This window comes from Sphingomonas hankookensis, assembly GCF_001619955.1.
Lineage (GTDB): Bacteria > Pseudomonadota > Alphaproteobacteria > Sphingomonadales > Sphingomonadaceae > Sphingomonas > Sphingomonas hankookensis_A.
In genome coordinates this window covers 103,971-119,097 of the sequence record NZ_LQQO01000005.1, presented here as the reverse complement: position 1 = coordinate 119,097, position 15,127 = coordinate 103,971, and the positions used below count along the sequence as shown (strand labels likewise).

14 protein-coding genes and 1 pseudogene are annotated in these 15,127 nt (G+C 67.1%); 5 read left to right on the top strand and 10 right to left on the bottom strand.

The features are described 5' to 3' along the window. Positions 1–24: 24 nt before the first annotated feature. Positions 25–1,251 carry a DUF418 domain-containing protein gene (locus tag AVT10_RS04705; protein ID WP_066688862.1) on the bottom strand — a complete coding sequence of 409 codons (1,227 nt, stop codon included), beginning with the start codon at positions 1,249–1,251 and terminating at the stop codon, positions 25–27. A 42-nt stretch (positions 1,252–1,293) separates the two neighbouring features. Then, a complete protein-coding gene (gene purL / locus AVT10_RS04700) occupies positions 1,294–3,516 on the bottom strand; it encodes a phosphoribosylformylglycinamidine synthase subunit PurL (protein ID WP_066688859.1) in 2,223 nt (740 codons plus the stop codon). Positions 3,517–3,758: 242 nt separating this feature from the next. Between purL and AVT10_RS04695 the strand changes: the two genes are divergently transcribed. Continuing rightward, on the top strand, positions 3,759–3,998 hold the full coding sequence (locus AVT10_RS04695) for a hypothetical protein (RefSeq protein WP_066688857.1): 240 nt from the start codon (positions 3,759–3,761) through the stop codon (positions 3,996–3,998). Positions 3,999–4,042: 44 nt separating this feature from the next. Here AVT10_RS04695 and AVT10_RS18095 read toward each other — a convergent pair whose 3' ends face one another. The 6 genes from AVT10_RS18095 to aroQ form a co-directional block, all read right to left on the bottom strand. Further along, positions 4,043–4,186: a hypothetical protein gene (locus AVT10_RS18095; RefSeq protein WP_157092688.1), complete on the bottom strand. Its 144-nt coding sequence runs from the start codon at positions 4,184–4,186 to the stop codon at positions 4,043–4,045. A 144-nt stretch (positions 4,187–4,330) separates the two neighbouring features. Further along, positions 4,331–5,926, bottom strand: coding sequence for a phospholipase D-like domain-containing protein (locus AVT10_RS04685; protein ID WP_066688853.1), 1,596 nt, complete (start codon positions 5,924–5,926; stop codon positions 4,331–4,333). A gap of 517 nt (positions 5,927–6,443) precedes the next feature. Continuing rightward, positions 6,444–6,779: an arsenate reductase (glutaredoxin) gene (gene arsC / locus AVT10_RS04680; protein ID WP_066688849.1), complete on the bottom strand. Its 336-nt coding sequence runs from the start codon at positions 6,777–6,779 to the stop codon at positions 6,444–6,446. Positions 6,780–6,974: 195 nt separating this feature from the next. Next, the gene (gene accC, locus AVT10_RS04675; protein WP_066688847.1) at positions 6,975–8,324 is read right to left on the bottom strand and encodes an acetyl-CoA carboxylase biotin carboxylase subunit; all 1,350 of its coding nucleotides are present in this window, start codon (positions 8,322–8,324) and stop codon (positions 6,975–6,977) included. Between the two features lies 1 nt (position 8,325). Continuing rightward, positions 8,326–8,847, bottom strand: coding sequence for an acetyl-CoA carboxylase biotin carboxyl carrier protein (accB, locus tag AVT10_RS04670; protein ID WP_066688845.1), 522 nt, complete (start codon positions 8,845–8,847; stop codon positions 8,326–8,328). Positions 8,848–8,888: 41 nt separating this feature from the next. Further along, positions 8,889–9,323 carry a type II 3-dehydroquinate dehydratase gene (gene aroQ, locus AVT10_RS04665; protein WP_066688843.1) on the bottom strand — a complete coding sequence of 145 codons (435 nt, stop codon included), beginning with the start codon at positions 9,321–9,323 and terminating at the stop codon, positions 8,889–8,891. Positions 9,324–9,448: 125 nt separating this feature from the next. Between aroQ and thiS the strand changes: the two genes are divergently transcribed. Together thiS and AVT10_RS04655 are read left to right on the top strand one after the other, a co-directional pair. Continuing rightward, positions 9,449–10,456, top strand: coding sequence for a sulfur carrier protein ThiS (thiS, locus tag AVT10_RS04660; protein WP_084401354.1), 1,008 nt, complete (start codon positions 9,449–9,451; stop codon positions 10,454–10,456). Between the two features lie 89 nt (positions 10,457–10,545). Then, the gene (locus AVT10_RS04655) at positions 10,546–10,728 is read left to right on the top strand and encodes a CsbD family protein (RefSeq protein WP_066688841.1); all 183 of its coding nucleotides are present in this window, start codon (positions 10,546–10,548) and stop codon (positions 10,726–10,728) included. An 86-nt stretch (positions 10,729–10,814) separates the two neighbouring features. Here AVT10_RS04655 and AVT10_RS04650 read toward each other — a convergent pair whose 3' ends face one another. Together AVT10_RS04650 and AVT10_RS04645 are read right to left on the bottom strand one after the other, a co-directional pair. Further along, complete coding sequence (locus tag AVT10_RS04650) at positions 10,815–11,483, bottom strand: outer membrane protein (RefSeq protein ID WP_066688840.1); 669 nt, start codon at positions 11,481–11,483, stop codon at positions 10,815–10,817. A 61-nt stretch (positions 11,484–11,544) separates the two neighbouring features. Continuing rightward, positions 11,545–13,197: pseudogene (locus AVT10_RS04645) on the bottom strand (thiamine pyrophosphate-binding protein). 217 nt (positions 13,198–13,414) lie between these two features. Here AVT10_RS04645 and AVT10_RS04640 point away from each other — a divergent pair. Beyond that, entirely contained in the window at positions 13,415–14,116 is a 702-nt protein-coding gene (locus AVT10_RS04640) for a CoA transferase subunit A (RefSeq protein WP_066688837.1), read from the top strand. Positions 14,117–14,187: 71 nt separating this feature from the next. Beyond that, positions 14,188–15,123 carry a 5'-nucleotidase, lipoprotein e(P4) family gene (locus AVT10_RS04635; RefSeq protein ID WP_332307266.1) on the top strand — a complete coding sequence of 312 codons (936 nt, stop codon included), beginning with the start codon at positions 14,188–14,190 and terminating at the stop codon, positions 15,121–15,123. The last annotated feature ends 4 nt before the right edge of the window (positions 15,124–15,127 follow it).

Here is a 15,127-nt window from a genome sequence, read left to right as displayed (position 1 = left end):
GATGACTCGCACGAACGGCGGCGATCAGCGGATGCGGATCGGTTGCAGCTGCCACCGGGCGAGCGACCGCCACAGCCATTCGAACGGGCCGAAGGGGAACCGGGCGAGCCACCAGGGCGACCACAGCAGCATCAGTCCGCACATCGCCAGCACGGGCAGGTACAGCGTGGCGCGCGACCAGAAGCCGAACTGGCCGAGGCCCCAGCCATGAAAGACGAAGCACATGACGATGGTGGTCGCCAGATAGTTGCTGAGCGCCATGCGCCCGACCGCTGCGCACCGGGCAACGATGGCGCCGCCGCGCTGCGCGAGCAGCAGGATCGCGGCGGCATAGCCCGCGATCATCACGCCCCGGAGCGGCGGGGGAAGGGCGAAGGCGCCGATGATGACCGAGCGGGCATCGATGCCGTGCGAGAACATCCATGCGGCGATCATGGCATAGCCCGCCACGCCGATGCCGATCCCGACGCCTGCCCAGCGCCACAGCCGGGCGCGGGACCATGTGCCCGTCAGCATCCCGCTGCGCAGCGCCGCCATGCCGAACAGCATATAGGCGAGCGTCTCGATGCCGATGAAGATGGTGTTGTAGAGCGTCGTCGCCAGCTCGACCAGATTATGGTGCACGATGCCGGCATAGCTGCCGCGAAACAGCGCGATCTCCTGCGCCAGCACGGCGGGCGTCGGGATGCCGAAGCCGTTTTCGAAGTCGCGCAACCCTTGTGCGGCGGCAGGCGTGTCCGCACCCTTCATCGCGACGAACGACAGCGCGATCGCGCCCAGCAACAGCCATTCGAGCGCCGCCAGCGCGATGCCGCATGCGACCATCCGCCGTACCGAGCTGGCGCGAAAGCCATAGGCGACGCTGCCGACCAGCGCATAATGCATCAATATGTCGCCCGGCCACAGCAGCACGGCATGGGCGAGCCCCAGGACGAACAGCCAGGCCATCCGCCGGTAATGCACCGCCGCCGGGTCCGCGCCGCCGGCTTCCGCCCGGTCGACGACCAGCAGCAGCGAGGCCCCGAACAGGAAGGAGAACAGCCCGCGCATCTTGCCGTCGAACGCGATCATCGTCGCGAAATAGGCCCATAGGTCGGCGGGACCGGTCATGCCCCACGCATGGGGGCTGAGCCGCGCGGTGTCGGGCAGCGCGAAGCTCAGGATGTTGACGAACAGGATGCCCATCACCGCAACCCCGCGCACCACGTCGAGGGTGACGATGCGGTCGGCGGCAGGGCGGGGGTCGGTCATGGGAAATTCTCCTGCCCGATCGCGCGGGCAGGGGGAAGGTGGTTAGGCGAGCGCCGCGTCGGCACCCATCAACGCGGGGAAGAAGCCTTCATGTGCCTTGCGCAGGTCGTCCAGGGACACGGCGAAGTCGCCATCGGTCAGTTCGAAGATGATCCGGCTGCCGATGGTGCGGCCGATCGGTTCGGCATCGACCCCGGCCTTTTCGGCGCCCTGCAGGAATTCGAGCAGCGCGTGGTCGTGCACCGTGACGATGTAATTGCCCTGATCCTCACCGAACAGCGAGCGGGCGATGTCGTCGAACGGCAGCTTGCGGTCGAGGATCGCGCCGACATTGCCGGCGAGCGCCATCTCCGCCACCGTCACCGCGACGCCGCCATCCGACACATCGTGGCAGGCGGTGATCTTGCCCGACAGGATCGCCTGGCGGATATAGCCGCCGGTACGACGCTCGCCGTCGAGATCGACCGGCGGCGGCGGGCCTTCCTCGCGGCCATGGACTTCGCGCAGCCATAGCGACTGGCCGAGCGAGCCGGTGCGGTCGCCGACGCGCAGGATGATGTCGCCGGTCTGCTTGAAGGCGATGGTCGCCGACTTCTCCCAGTCGGCCAGCAGCCCGACACCGCCGATCGCCGGGGTCGGCAGGATCGCCGAGCCGCCGCCGGTCGCCTTCGATTCATTGTAGAGCGAGACGTTGCCCGACACGATCGGGAAGTCGAGGGCGCGGCAGGCCTCGCTCATCCCGTCGAGGCAGCCGACGATCTGGCCCATGATCTCGGGGCGCTGCGGGTTGGCGAAGTTCAGACAGTTGGTGACAGCGAGCGGCGTCGCGCCGACCGCGGTCAGGTTGCGATAGGCCTCGGCAATCGCCTGGCGACCGCCCTCGACCGGATCGGCGAAGCAATAGCGCGGGGTGCAGTCGGTGGTCATTGCCAGCGCCTTCTGCGTCCCGTGCACGCGCACCACCGCCGCGTCGCCGCCCGGGCGCTGCACGGTGTCGGCGCCGACCATGTGGTCATACTGTTCCCAGATCCAGCGACGCGACGCGATGTCAGGCGATCCCATCAGCTTGAGCAGGTCGGCGGCCGGATCGGTGCTTTCGGGCACGTTTGCCAGTTCGGCGGATTTCGGCGTCGGGACATGCGGCCGGTCGTAGAGCGGGGCTTCGTCCGCCAGCGGGGCGAGCGGGATGTCGGCGACGACGTCGCCCTGCCACTTCAGCACCATGCGGCCGGTGTCGGTGACATGGCCGATGACCGCGAAGTCGAGTTCCCATTTGTCGAAGATCGCCCGCGCGAAGTCCTCGCGGCCGGGCTTCAGCACCATGAGCATCCGCTCCTGGCTTTCCGACAGCATCATCTCGTACGGGGTCATGCCGCGTTCGCGCTGCGGCACGTCGTCCATGACCAGTTCGATGCCGACGCCGCCCTTCGACGCCATTTCGACCGAAGAGGAGGTGAGGCCGGCGGCGCCCATGTCCTGAATCGCGACGATCGCGTCGGATGCCATGAGTTCGAGGCACGCCTCGATCAGCAGCTTTTCGGTGAAGGGGTCGCCGACCTGCACGGTCGGACGCTTTTCCTCGGCATCCTCGCCGAAATCGGCCGAGGCCATGGTCGCGCCGTGAATGCCGTCGCGGCCGGTCTTCGACCCGACATAGACGATCGGATTGCCGACGCCGGAGGCGGCCGAATAGAAGATCTTGTCGGTATCGGCGATGCCGACGGTCATGGCGTTGACGAGGATGTTGCCGTCATAGGCCGGGTGGAAATTCACCTCGCCGCCCACGGTCGGCACGCCGACGCAATTGCCATAGCCGCCGATGCCATGGACCACCCCCGCGATCAGGTGGCGCATCTTCGGGTGATCGGGCCGGCCGAAGCGCAGCGCGTTGAGGTTCGCGATCGGCCGCGCGCCCATGGTGAACACGTCGCGCAGGATGCCGCCGACGCCCGTCGCCGCACCCTGATAGGGTTCGATGTAGGACGGGTGGTTGTGGCTCTCCATCTTGAAGATCGCCGCCTGCCCGTCACCGATGTCGATGACGCCGGCATTCTCACCCGGCCCGCAAATGACCTGACGTCCGGTGGTCGGCAGCTTCTTCAGGTGGATGCGGCTGGACTTGTAGCTGCAATGTTCCGACCACATGACCGAGAAGATGCCCAGTTCGGTCAGGTTCGGTTCGCGCCCCATCGCGTGCAGGACGCGCTCATATTCTTCGGGGCTCAGGCCGTGTTCGGCGACGATCTCGGGCGTGATCTGGGTCATGGGCGAGCCTCTAGCGCGCACGCGCCTGTGGTGCCAGCCGGTTTGTTGGCCGCGGCGACGTAACAGAAGGGCAATGTTGCGTTGCCGAATAGATACAGTGGTGGAACAAATTTCGTTCGAAAGGATTAAAGCGCTTCGGAATCATGCCGGTGCGTGGGAACCGTTCGCCACGCTGGGAGTCGGTGCGGTGCATCGTCGGACTCGGCGTAGCATGGCATGATGCCGAGCAAGGGAGAATGTGAATGGTTTCGAAGTTTCTGACGGCAATCGCCGCGACCACGCTGGCCGCTGCTCCGGTCGCCGCCAATGCCGCGCAGAACGCGTCGGCCCTGTCGGTCGCCAAGTCGGTCCGCGCGTCGGCTCCGGCCAAGGGTGGCCAGAAGCTCGCCGGCGGCGGCATCGTGTTCGCGCTGCTGGCAGCCGCGATCGTGGCCGGTGGCGTGATCATCGCCGTCGACGACAACGATTCGGACAGCAACTAAGTCCGATTGCGGGGCGGGGGCCGGTGTCGGTCCCCGCTTCCGTTTCAGGCCGACTCTTCGGTCTGTGCACGATCGCGGCGTTCCGCCCAGCGCGCGATACCGTCGTTGCCGAACACGCCGGAAAGCATGATCCACCATGCCGGGTTGCTGTCGAACCGCAGCTCGCCGGACCAACGCCACCATGTCATGATGGCCAGCGGATCAGTGCGGTAACCACGAATATCTGCCGCAGCCGCTGGGCGCCGGGATGGCGGGATGAGGCCGTTGCCGATCCCGATCAGTCCCGCTAGCGCCCGCATCACCGAGCGGCCCCGATCCGCTTCGAAAGCGGTTCAGCCCTTCCGCTGCTTCCACGCATTCCAAAGCATCATGCCGATCAGCGTGCCGCCGGCGACGGTGCCGCCGACCGCTACCGCGGTGACTACAGGCGACAGCGTGTTGTCGGCGCGGTGGAGATGGGGGCGGTGCTTCTTCAGCTTCTTGAGCAGCGGGGTGCGCGCCGACAGCGCCTCGAACATCTCGCCCGGCCCTTCCGGGTCGAGGATCTTGTTGTCGGCGAGCCATTCGGTCACCGCCCCCAGATCGGGAATTTCGTAGGGGCGTAGCGAGCGGCCTTCCCCACGCAGTTCCTCGATCGTCGCAATCAGCGAGTTGGTGCGCTCCAGCGTAGCCTCGATCGTCTCGCAATCCACCCCAAAATGCTCGGCGAGCAGCGAATCGCGGATGCCGGCGATGGTGCGGCGTTCGTCGGCATTGGCGTGGCGAGTGGCGTCGACCGTCACGTCGCATTCGGTGTCGAGCCTGAGCGAGCGGTTGTTGAAGTTGGACGATCCGACCCGCAGCAGCTGGTCGTCGATCACCGTCACCTTGGCATGGACATAGATCGGCGTGCCGCCGGCGGTGAAGGGATGGTAGAGCCGCAGCCGGTCGTGGCGGTCGCGTTCCTTCAAAGCCTGGAACAGGCGCGCGCGGGCCGAATCCATCGCGACGGGTTCCAGCCAGCCCTCGGCCGTGGTCGGGTTGACGATCACGATCTCCGGGCCGTCCGGCTCGTCGAGGCGTCTCGCGATCGCTTCCGCCACCTTGCGCGAGGCGAAATACTGGCTCTCGGCATAGAAGAAGCGTTCGGCACGCGCGATCAGGTCGAGGTACAGCGTCTCGATCTCGTGCACCGGTTCCTGGTCGGTCATCTCGGGCACGGTGCGGGCGATGGCGACGTCGATCTCGGTAAAGTCGGCGTCGAGCCCGGTCGGCCAGCAGCCGCCGACGCCGGTCGGCGCGGGCAGGGCGTCGCCGCCCGAGATTTCCCAGCGCTGCCGGCACATGTCGCCCAGCGCTGCCGCGACCGGCCCCTCCAGCGCGGTGGTGACGTCGTGCCAAGGCTGGTAGGGCGTGCCGTCCGGTTCGATCCGGCGGGGATCGTCGTCACGATGCTCGCGCGTGTCCCAGCGGTCGACGGTCATGTCGATCCCGCCGCAAAAGGCGACGTCGTCGTCGATCACCACGACCTTCTGGTGATGCGAACCGGCGACCGGGTGATGGGTGTCGAGCCGCATGTGCACCTGCGGGTCGGCGATCCATTTCGCGATGCGCACGAGGGTGCGGCCATGGAACAGCGTCTTGATCGCGCCGGTGTCCCAGCGCAGGATATGGACCTGCAGCCCCGGTGTCCGGCGGACCAGCCAGCTGATAAATTCGCCAACCTTTTCAGGGCCTTCGCTGGCAGGGTCGGTCTTGAAGCGGATGCGGGCGTCGAAGTCCCAGCCGATCAGCAGGATCTGCCTTTTCGCCTTCAGCATCGCGTCGCGGGCATGGGTGAAATAATTGTCGGCATCGACCAGCACGGTCGCGCGCGTGGCACGCTCGATCCGCCAGCAGTTGCGACCCGGTTCGAGTGGTGGGGTGTGACGGACCATGGGGACAGCCATGGCACCCTATCGTTGCAGTTCCAAGCGATTGCGGTCGGTCGGTTGGGTTTCGGCGGTCCAAAGTTCACTAAGTTCACACTCGTGCGCTGTTTGCGGCGTGGCGCGCGGGGTGGCGTTTGGGCGGGCGGGGGCGCGGACGATGGGAAAGAGCGGGGACGATGCTGGCAGGTTGGGTGCGTGTAGGAAAGGGGGGACATCGTCCCCGCGACGGGGACCGATAGACGTTGATGGTTCGGTCGGAGGTGCTGCTGCTGCGCGTGTGGATACCTGCCTTGGCGAGACCGTTGCGAACGTCTGCTTCACCGTATCCCCGCGAAGGCAGGGATCCAGGGTCGCATCCGCAAAGCTTTGTTTTGCTTGGCTCTGGACCCCCGCCTGCGCGGGGGTACGGCGAGTATGTGACTGAGCCCGAGACTTTCGGAGAGGCCTCGCCTTCGCGGGAATGACGACGGGGTGTTGTCGTGCCTCGCCATTGGCATCGGGCACCCAGATTACGTTCGGCGTGACGGTGGCAGGGTCAGAGGATGTCGTGGACGCGCTCGGGTGGGCGGGCGAGGACGACGCCCTTCGCCGTTTCGACGATCGGGCGTTCGATCAGGATCGGGTGCTCTGCCATCGCATCGAGGATCGTCGCATCGTCGGCGGTTTTGAGCGGTTTGGCTTCGGTCTCGCCGGTGCGCAGGGCTTCGCGCGGGGTCAGGTCGGCGCGGGTCAGCAGGGCGGCCAGTTCGTCGCGGGTCGGTGGGGTTTTCAGATATTCGACGATGGTTACGTCGGCGCCGGCTTGCGTGAGGAGCGCGAGGGCGGCGCGGGACTTCGAGCAGCGCGGGTTGTGGTAGATCGTGGCTTGCATGGTTCCTCCCCGGCACGGGGAGGAGGACCGCCGGCGCAGCCGGGTGTGGAGGGGGTTGGCCAGTTCCACCACGGTTGCGTCTGCGGAGGCCCCCCTCCACCATGCTACGCATGGTCCCCCTCCCCGCGAGCGGGGAGGATCTTGGGTGTTTGTTCGGGCCTGGTGCCCTCCCCGCGAGCGGGGAGAAGCTTCAGGTCAGTCGTTTTTCGCCAGCCATTCTTCCAGCCACTTGATCGTGTAGTCGCCCTGCTGGAACTGCGGGTCGTCGAGCAGCGCCTGGTGGAGCGGGATGGTGGTCTTCATCCCCTCGATCACGAACTCTTCCAAGGCGCGGCGCAGGCGCATCAGGCAGCGTTCGCGGCTGGTGCCGTAGACGATCAGCTTGGCGATCATGCTGTCGTAATAGGGCGGCACCTTATAGCCGGCGTAGAGCCCGCTATCGACGCGGACGTGCATGCCGCCGGGCGCATGGAAATGCTTCACCGTGCCGGGCGACGGCGCGAAGGTGCGCGGGTCCTCGGCATTGATGCGGCATTCGATGGCGTGGCCGGTGAAGCGGATCTGCTCCTGCTCGCATGACAGGCCATGGCCCTCGGCGACGCGGATCTGTTCGCGGACCAGGTCGATGCCGGTGATCATCTCCGTGACGGGATGTTCGACCTGCAAACGGGTGTTCATTTCGATGAAATAGAACTCGCCATCTTCCCACAGGAATTCGATCGTGCCCGCACCGCGATAGCCCATATCGGCCATCGCCTTGGCACAGATGCCGCCGATCCGTTCGCGATCGGCCTGGCTGAGCACGGGGGAGGGGGCTTCCTCCAGCACCTTCTGGTGGCGGCGCTGGAGCGAGCAGTCGCGCTCGCCCAGATGGACCGCCTTGCCATTGCCGTCGCCGAAGACCTGGATCTCGATGTGGCGCGGGTTGCCAAGATATTTTTCGAGATACACCGTGGCGTCGCCGAACGCGGCCTTTGCCTCGCTGCCGGCCTGCTGCATCAGCGTTTCGAGTTCGTCCTCGGAATGGCACACCTTCATGCCACGGCCGCCGCCGCCCGACGCTGCCTTGATGATGACCGGATAGCCGGCCTTGGCCGCGATCGCCTTCGCCTCGGCGATGTCGCTGATCGCGCCGTCGCTGCCGGGGACGAGCGGCAGGCCGAGCGCGCCGGCGGTGCGCTTCGCCTCGATCTTGTCGCCCATCGTGCGGATATGTTCGGGCTTCGGCCCGACGAAGATCAGGTTGTGCAGCTCGACGATCTCGGCGAACTTGGCGTTTTCCGACAGGAAGCCATAGCCCGGATGGATCGCGTCGGCGCCGCTGATCTCCGCCGCCGAAATGATATTGGGGATGTTGAGATAGCTGTCGGTCGCCGAGGGCGGGCCGATGCAGATCGCTTCGTCGGCAAGGCGGACGTGCATCGCGTCGGCGTCCGCAGTCGAATGGACCGCGACCGTCTTGATCCCCATTTCATGGCACGCGCGGTGGATGCGGAGCGCAATCTCACCCCGGTTGGCGATCAGCAGTTTCTTGATTTCGGGCATGTTATTCCACGACCACCAGCGGCTGGTCGAATTCGACCGGCTGGCCGTTCGACACCAGGATCTGCGTCACGGTGCCGGCGGCCGGGGCGACGATCGGGTTCATGACCTTCATCGCCTCGACGATCACCAGCGTGTCGCCGGCGGCGACCTTCTGCCCGACCGACACGAACGGCTTCGCTTCCGGGTTGGCGGCGAGATAGACGGTGCCGACCATCGGCGAGGTGACCGGGGGCACGCTGCTGACCGGCGCGACGGCGGCGCCGGCCTCGATCGTGGTGGTCGCTGCGCTGGCCAGCTGCGGTGCGGGCGCGGGGGCGTAGGCCGGGGCGGGGGCATAGCTTGCCGCCGCCTGTACCGGGGCGGGCTTGCGCACCACGCGGACCTTGCGCGCGCCGTCCTCCACCTCGACCTCGGTCAGGTCGGTTTCGTCCAGCACCTGCGCCAGCGCGCGGACGAGGTCGATGTCGACGCGCATCGCGTGGCTGGTGAACGGCGTTCCTTCGCCCTGATTGTCGTCTGCCATGGTAACCCCCAATGGTGTATTCTTAAAAAACCGCGCCCTTGTCAGATGCGGGCGGCCGCTTCAAGCGCGACCAGATAGGAAAGCGCGCCGAACCCCGCCACCGTGCCGCGCGCGGCGCGCCCGACATAGCTGACATGGCGAAACTCCTCGCGCTTGTGCGGATTGGACAGATGGACCTCGATCACCGGGGTCTTCACCGCCTTGATCGCGTCGTGGAGCGCGATCGACGTATGGGTATAGGCGCCGGCGTTGAGCAGGACGGCCTTCGCGCCTTCCGCCTGCGCCTCGTGCAGCCAGTCGACCAGATGGCCTTCATGGTTCGATTGGCGCAGGTCGATCTGAAGCCCCAGCTCGCGGGCGCGATCCTCCAGCATGCCGGCAATGTCGTCGAGCGTGTCCGACCCGTAGATTTCCGGCTCGCGCAGGCCGAGCAGGTTCAGGTTCGGGCCGTTGAGGACGAAGACGGTGGCGGTCAAGCGGGCAGGCTTTCGGTTGCGGGCGCGTGTGCGCGGTCCCTATATGCAGCGCACCATAGCCGGACCGGGCACCCCAAGTCGAGACGAGCAAGTCGAGACAGGGGGGCGCCCCGACAGGAGACGACATGCACAGCGACGGCACCATCACCATCACGGTCAACGGCGATCACATGCGGATTCGCGACGGGCTGACCATTGCCGAGCTGGCGGCACAGATCGGGCTGGTGCCGGAAAAGGTCGCGGTCGAACGCAATCTGGAGGTCGTGCCGCGCTCGACGCTGGCCGACGTCCGGGTCGAGGATGGCGACGAGCTGGAGATCGTGCATTTCGTCGGTGGCGGCGACCATCAAACGGTCGGGCAGGCGGCCGATACGTGGAGCGTGGCGGGCAAGACCTTTACCTCGCGGCTGATCGTCGGGACCGGCAAGTACAGGGATTTCGAACAGAATGCCGCGGCGGTGGCGGCATCGGGCGCGGAGATCGTGACCGTGGCGGTGCGCCGGGTGAATGTCAGCGATCCCAAGGCGCCGATGCTGACCGACTATATCGATCCGAAGAAGGTCACCTATCTGCCCAATACCGCCGGCTGTTTCGATGCCGACAGCGCGATCCGCACGCTGCGGCTGGCGCGCGAGGCTGGCGGCTGGGACCTCGTCAAGCTGGAGGTGCTGGGCGAGGCGCGGACGCTGTATCCCGACATGGTGGAAACGCTGCGGGCGACCGAGGTGCTGGCCAACGAAGGCTTCAAACCGATGGTGTACTGTGTCGACGATCCGATCGCGGCCAGGCGGCTGGAGGATGCCGGCGCGGTCGCGATCATGCCGCTGGGCGCACCGATCGGATCCGGCCTCGGCATCCAGAACCTCGTCACGATCCGGCTGATCGTCGAAGGCGCGAAGGTGCCGGTGCTGGTCGATGCCGGCGTCGGCCAGGCGAGCGATGCGGCGGTGGCGATGGAGTTGGGCTGCGACGGGGTGCTGATGAACACCGCGATTGCCGAGGCGAAGGACCCGGTGCTGATGGCGCGGGCGATGAAGTCGGCGGTCGAGGCGGGGCGGATGGGCTATCTGGCCGGGCGCATGCAGCGGCGGCGCTATGCCGACCCGTCGAGCCCGCTCGCCGGACTGATATGAATCAGATTCAATGGAACCCGCAGGTCGGGCTGCGCTTTGTATAATCGCAATCCAGCGAGGGCAACCTCGCCAACCTACAGGAGCCTTTCATGGGTGAATTCACCGACAAGCTCGCCGCCGCTGGCAACAAGGTCGCCGGCAACGTGAAGGAAGCCGTTGGCAAGGCGACCGACAACGAGCGCCTGGAAGCCGAAGGCCAGGCCCAGCAGGCCAAGGGCACCGGCCAGGACGTGAAGGGCAGCGTCAAGGGCGCGCTCGGCGACAAGATCTGAGCTGATCGGACACCGCGTACCGCCGGGTAGTTGGCGGATGGTGTCGAAGGGGCCGTTCCGGGAAACCGGGGCGACCCCTTTTTTGGTCAGAAGCGGTAGCCGAGGCCTGCGACGACATGATGGCGCTCGACGCCGTTTTCGAGAACGGTCTGGCCGATCGTCTCGCGGTCGGCGGCATAGTTGGCGTAGCGATATTCGAGCTTGCCATAGGCGCGGCTGGTCAGGCCGAATTCGCCGCCCGCGCCCAGGTGGAAGCCGTCCAGCCGGCGTCTGGCGCGGTAGCTGAACGCAGGGTCGGTCAGGTCGCGGACGTCGCGGCGGACTTCGCCGTTGCTGTAGCCGCTCTTGAGATAGACCAGCGAATTGGGGCCGGTGATGAAGCCGATGCGCGCGCCGACATCGATCTCGCGTCCGGTCGACAGGCAGTCACGCGCGACCACGGTCGCACCGAACGACAGGTCGTCGCACGTCTCCAGCGTCGATTTCGACAGGCCGGCATAGACGCCGAGCACCGAGGCGCGCGACAGCACCATGTCATAGCCGACTTCGCCGCCATAGGTGATGCCGCTGTCGCCGGCGCTGGTTTCGCTGCGCTCGGTGCCGTCGCGCACCTCGGTCACGACATCGACCCGGTCCCAGCCGACGCGCAGTTCGATGCGGGGGCCGAGCGGCGTGTCGACGATGTCCTGCGCGGCGGCGGGTGCGGCGATGGCGACGGCAAGCGTGGCGGCGGTGATGGTCGCGACGGTCTTCACGGAAATCCCCCGGAGATTGAATGTCTTGGCCGAGGGATAGGGTCGAATCGATACGATAGGCTTAACGCGCGCGCATCGCGGCGATGGTGGTGCCGTGGGTGATGACGTTCATGTCGGTGCGCAGGTGGAGCAGCCGCACGCCGTCCCGCGCCAATGCCCGGTCGAGCGCGGGGGCGAATTGCTCGGTCGTCTCGACCGTTTCGGCCCAGGCGCCATAGGCGCGGGCGAGCGCGGCGAAATCGGGGTTGGTGAGCGCGGTGCCGCTGACCCGTGCGGGATATTCACGCTCCTGATGCATGCGGATCGTGCCGTAACCGCCATTGTCGACCAGCAGGACCAGCAGGTTCGCCTGCGTCCGGATCGCGGTTGCCAATTCCTGTCCGTTCATCAGGAAATCGCCGTCGCCCGCAATTGCCACCGCCAGCTTGTCCGGGCAGCGCAAGGCGGCGGCAACGGCGGCGGGCGTGCCGTAGCCCATCGCGCCGCAGGTCGGGGCCAGCTGCGTGCCCGACCAGCCATAATGCCAGTAGCGATGCCACCAGCCGGAGAAATTGCCCGCGCCGTTGCAGATGATCGTGTCGTGCCCCGAAAGCCGCTCGCGCATCGCCGCGACGCACGGACCGAGGTCGAGGGTGACGTCGCGCGGTACGGGGGTGGACCATGCCAGCCATTCGCCATGCGCCTCGGCCATTGCCGGGCGAGGCTCGACGGGCGGTTCGGCGCGGGCGAGCATGGCGGCGAAGGCGTGAGGATCGGCAGCGATGGCGAGGTCGGCGCGGTACACCCGGTCGAGTTCGGCCGGGTCGGGATGGACGTGGATCAGCGTCTGCCCGGGATGGTCGGGGGTGACGAGGGTGTAGCCGTCGGTCGTCGCCTCCCCCAGCCGCGCGCCGATCACGAGCAGCAGGTCGGCGGCCTTGATCCGCTGGACCAGTTTGGGCGAGGGGCCGTAGCCGAGATTGCCGGCCCATGCCGCGCTGTCATTGGCGATGGCGTCCTGTCGCCGGAACGCGCCCGCGACGGGGATGCCCTAGCGCTCGGCGAAGGCACTGAACGCCGCGCCGGTCGCTTTGTCCCAGCCCGCGCCGCCGACGATCGCCACCGGCCGCTCGGCCCCGGCGATGCGATCGAGCAGGTCGGTGAAGTCGGCGGGATCGAGGGTGGTTGCCAAGGGGACGAGCGGCGGCCGGTCGGCGACTTCCGCGCGTTCGCACAGCATGTCCTCGGGCAGCGCGATCACGACCGGGCCCGGCCGCCCGGAGGTGGCGGTGCGCCATGCGCGGGCGACATATTCGGGAATGCGCGCCGGATCGTCGATGCGCAGCACCAGCTTGGCGAGCGGGGCGAACATGGCGAGGAAGTCGACTTCCTGAAAGCCTTCGCGGTCGCGCATCCCGCGGTCTACATCGCCGATGAACAGCAGCATCGGCACCGAATCCTGCCGCGCGACATGCACCCCGATCGACGCATTGGTCGCACCGGGGCCGCGCGTGACGAAGGCGACGCCCGGCCGGCCGGTCAGCACGCCATCGGCGCACGCCATGAAGCCGACCCCGCCCTCCTGCCGGCAGGTCACCAGATCGATCGTCGGCGTGTCGTGCAGCGCGTCTAGCACGGCGAGGAAACTTTCGCCCGGCACGTGGAAGATGCGGTCGCAGCCTTGCAGGGCAAGGGCGTCGACAAGGATACGGCCACCGGTGCGCGACTCTGTCATTTTTGCAGGCTAACGCGGGGTCGGGCCGGGCGCCAGTACCGGGTCTTTGTGGACTGGTTCCCGACGTTGGCCGGCTGGGGGTGACGGGTGGGGCAAGGGTGTCGCGCATCATCGGCGGGGTCGCGGACGATGTCGCCAAGTTGAAAGCTGGTTCAGGTTCTTGACCCGCCCCGGCGGCCATGCGTAATCCGCCTGAACGGAAGTTGGGAGAGTGGCGATGAAGAAGCTGTACCCGAATGCGGAGGCTGCGCTCGACGGGCTGCTGCACGACGGCATGACGCTGTGCGCCGGTGGGTTCGGCCTGTGCGGCATTCCCGAACGGCTGATCGATGCGATCGAGGCATCGGGGGTCAAGGATCTTACCATCGCCAGCAACAATGCCGGGATCGACGGGCAGGGGCTGGGCAAGCTGCTGCGCAGCCGGCAGGTGAAGAAGATGATTTCCAGCTATGTCGGCGAGAACAAGGAGTTCGAGCGGCAATATCTGAGCGGCGAGCTGGAGGTGGAATTCTGCCCGCAGGGGACTCTGGCAGAACGCTGCCGTGCGGGCGGGGCGGGGATTCCCGGCTTCTATACCAGGACCGGCGTCGGCACGCTGATCGCCGAGGGCAAGGAAGTGAAGCAGTTCGACGGGGAGGATTATATCCTCGAACGCGGCATCCGTGCCGACCTGTCGATCATCAAGGGGTGGAAGGCCGACGAGGCCGGCAACCTGATCTTCCGCAAGACCGCGCGCAACTTCAACCAGCCGATGGCGACCGCCGCCAACATCTGCGTCGCCGAGGTCGAGGAAGTGGTGCCGGTGGGGTCGCTCGACCCCGATGCGATCCACCTGCCGGGGATTTACGTGAAGCGGATGATCGTCGGTGCGCCCTATGACAAGCAGATCGAGTTCCGCACGGTGCGGGAGCGGGTTTGATGGTGGCTCGCAGAAGTCGTATTCCCGCGCAGGCGGGAATCCAGGGTTATGATACGCCGACGTCTGCGCCTGTGGCTCTGGATCCCCGCCTGCGCGGGGATACGGTCGGGGCGGTGGTCAAGGCCCTGACCCTCGCCACCGCCGCCTTCGCCCTGTCGGGCTGCGTCGTCGCGGTCGGCAACCAGTCGCCCGCCCCGGTTGCGCCGGCCACCGTGGCGGGCGTGCCGGCGGGGATGCAGTATCTCTACGGATCGGGCGAGGCCGTTGCCGCCAGCCGGCAGACCTATTCGGCGCTGGTCCGCTATGTGCAGCAATATCAGCGCGACCGCACGACGCTACGCCGCATGCCGCTACAGGCGGTGCTGGCGCCCGGCGCGACGCTGGCCCAGCCGACGCAGCTGACCTGTACCGGCAAAGCGGCCGTCGTGTTCGATGTCGATGAAACCGTGCTGCTCAACACCGGCTATGAATATTCCGACGCGCGCGGTGGGCTGAGCTATGACGCCAGCCGCTGGGAACGGTGGGAGCGGTCGGACGGGCGCGCGACGCGGGCCGTGCCGGGCGCGGTCGAGGGGCTGGCGGCGCTGCGCGCGGCGGGTGTGACCGTGGTGTTCAATTCGAACCGCAACGCCGCGACCGCATCCTATACCGAAGCGGTGCTGAACCGCGCCGGCCTCGGCCCCGCCAGGCATGGCGAGACATTGTTCCTGAAGGGCGATGCGCCGGGCGGGTCGGGCAAGGATGCCCGCCGGGCGCTGATCGCGGCGAAATATTGCGTCGTCGCGCTGGTCGGCGATCAGCTGGGCGACTTTACCGACCTGTTCAATGCGGGCCTCAAGCCCGCCGAGCGGCGCGCGGCAGCGGATTCGCCGGCGATCGCGCCGCTATGGGGCAATGGCTGGTTCCTGTTGCCCAACCCGGTCTATGGCACCGCGCTGGCCGGTGATTTCGACGACGTCTTCCCCAATGATCTGCGCTGGAGCGATCCCGGCGCGCCCAAGGAGTAATCGC

Coding starts and splice junctions, on each gene's coding strand:
- arsC (WP_066688849.1), bottom strand. CDS start 6,779: ATGCAAGCCACGATCTACCACAACCCGCGCTGCTCGAAGTCCCGCGCC.
- AVT10_RS04640 (WP_066688837.1), top strand. CDS start 13,415: ATGAAGAAGCTGTACCCGAATGCGGAGGCTGCGCTCGACGGGCTGCTG.
- AVT10_RS04705 (WP_066688862.1), bottom strand. CDS start 1,251: ATGACCGACCCCCGCCCTGCCGCCGACCGCATCGTCACCCTCGACGTG.
- thiS (WP_084401354.1), top strand. CDS start 9,449: ATGCACAGCGACGGCACCATCACCATCACGGTCAACGGCGATCACATG.
- accB (WP_066688845.1), bottom strand. CDS start 8,847: ATGGCAGACGACAATCAGGGCGAAGGAACGCCGTTCACCAGCCACGCG.
- AVT10_RS04655 (WP_066688841.1), top strand. CDS start 10,546: ATGGGTGAATTCACCGACAAGCTCGCCGCCGCTGGCAACAAGGTCGCC.
- AVT10_RS04695 (WP_066688857.1), top strand. CDS start 3,759: ATGGTTTCGAAGTTTCTGACGGCAATCGCCGCGACCACGCTGGCCGCT.
- accC (WP_066688847.1), bottom strand. CDS start 8,324: ATGCCCGAAATCAAGAAACTGCTGATCGCCAACCGGGGTGAGATTGCG.
- AVT10_RS18095 (WP_157092688.1), bottom strand. CDS start 4,186: ATGACATGGTGGCGTTGGTCCGGCGAGCTGCGGTTCGACAGCAACCCG.
- purL (WP_066688859.1), bottom strand. CDS start 3,516: ATGACCCAGATCACGCCCGAGATCGTCGCCGAACACGGCCTGAGCCCC.
- AVT10_RS04685 (WP_066688853.1), bottom strand. CDS start 5,926: ATGGCTGTCCCCATGGTCCGTCACACCCCACCACTCGAACCGGGTCGC.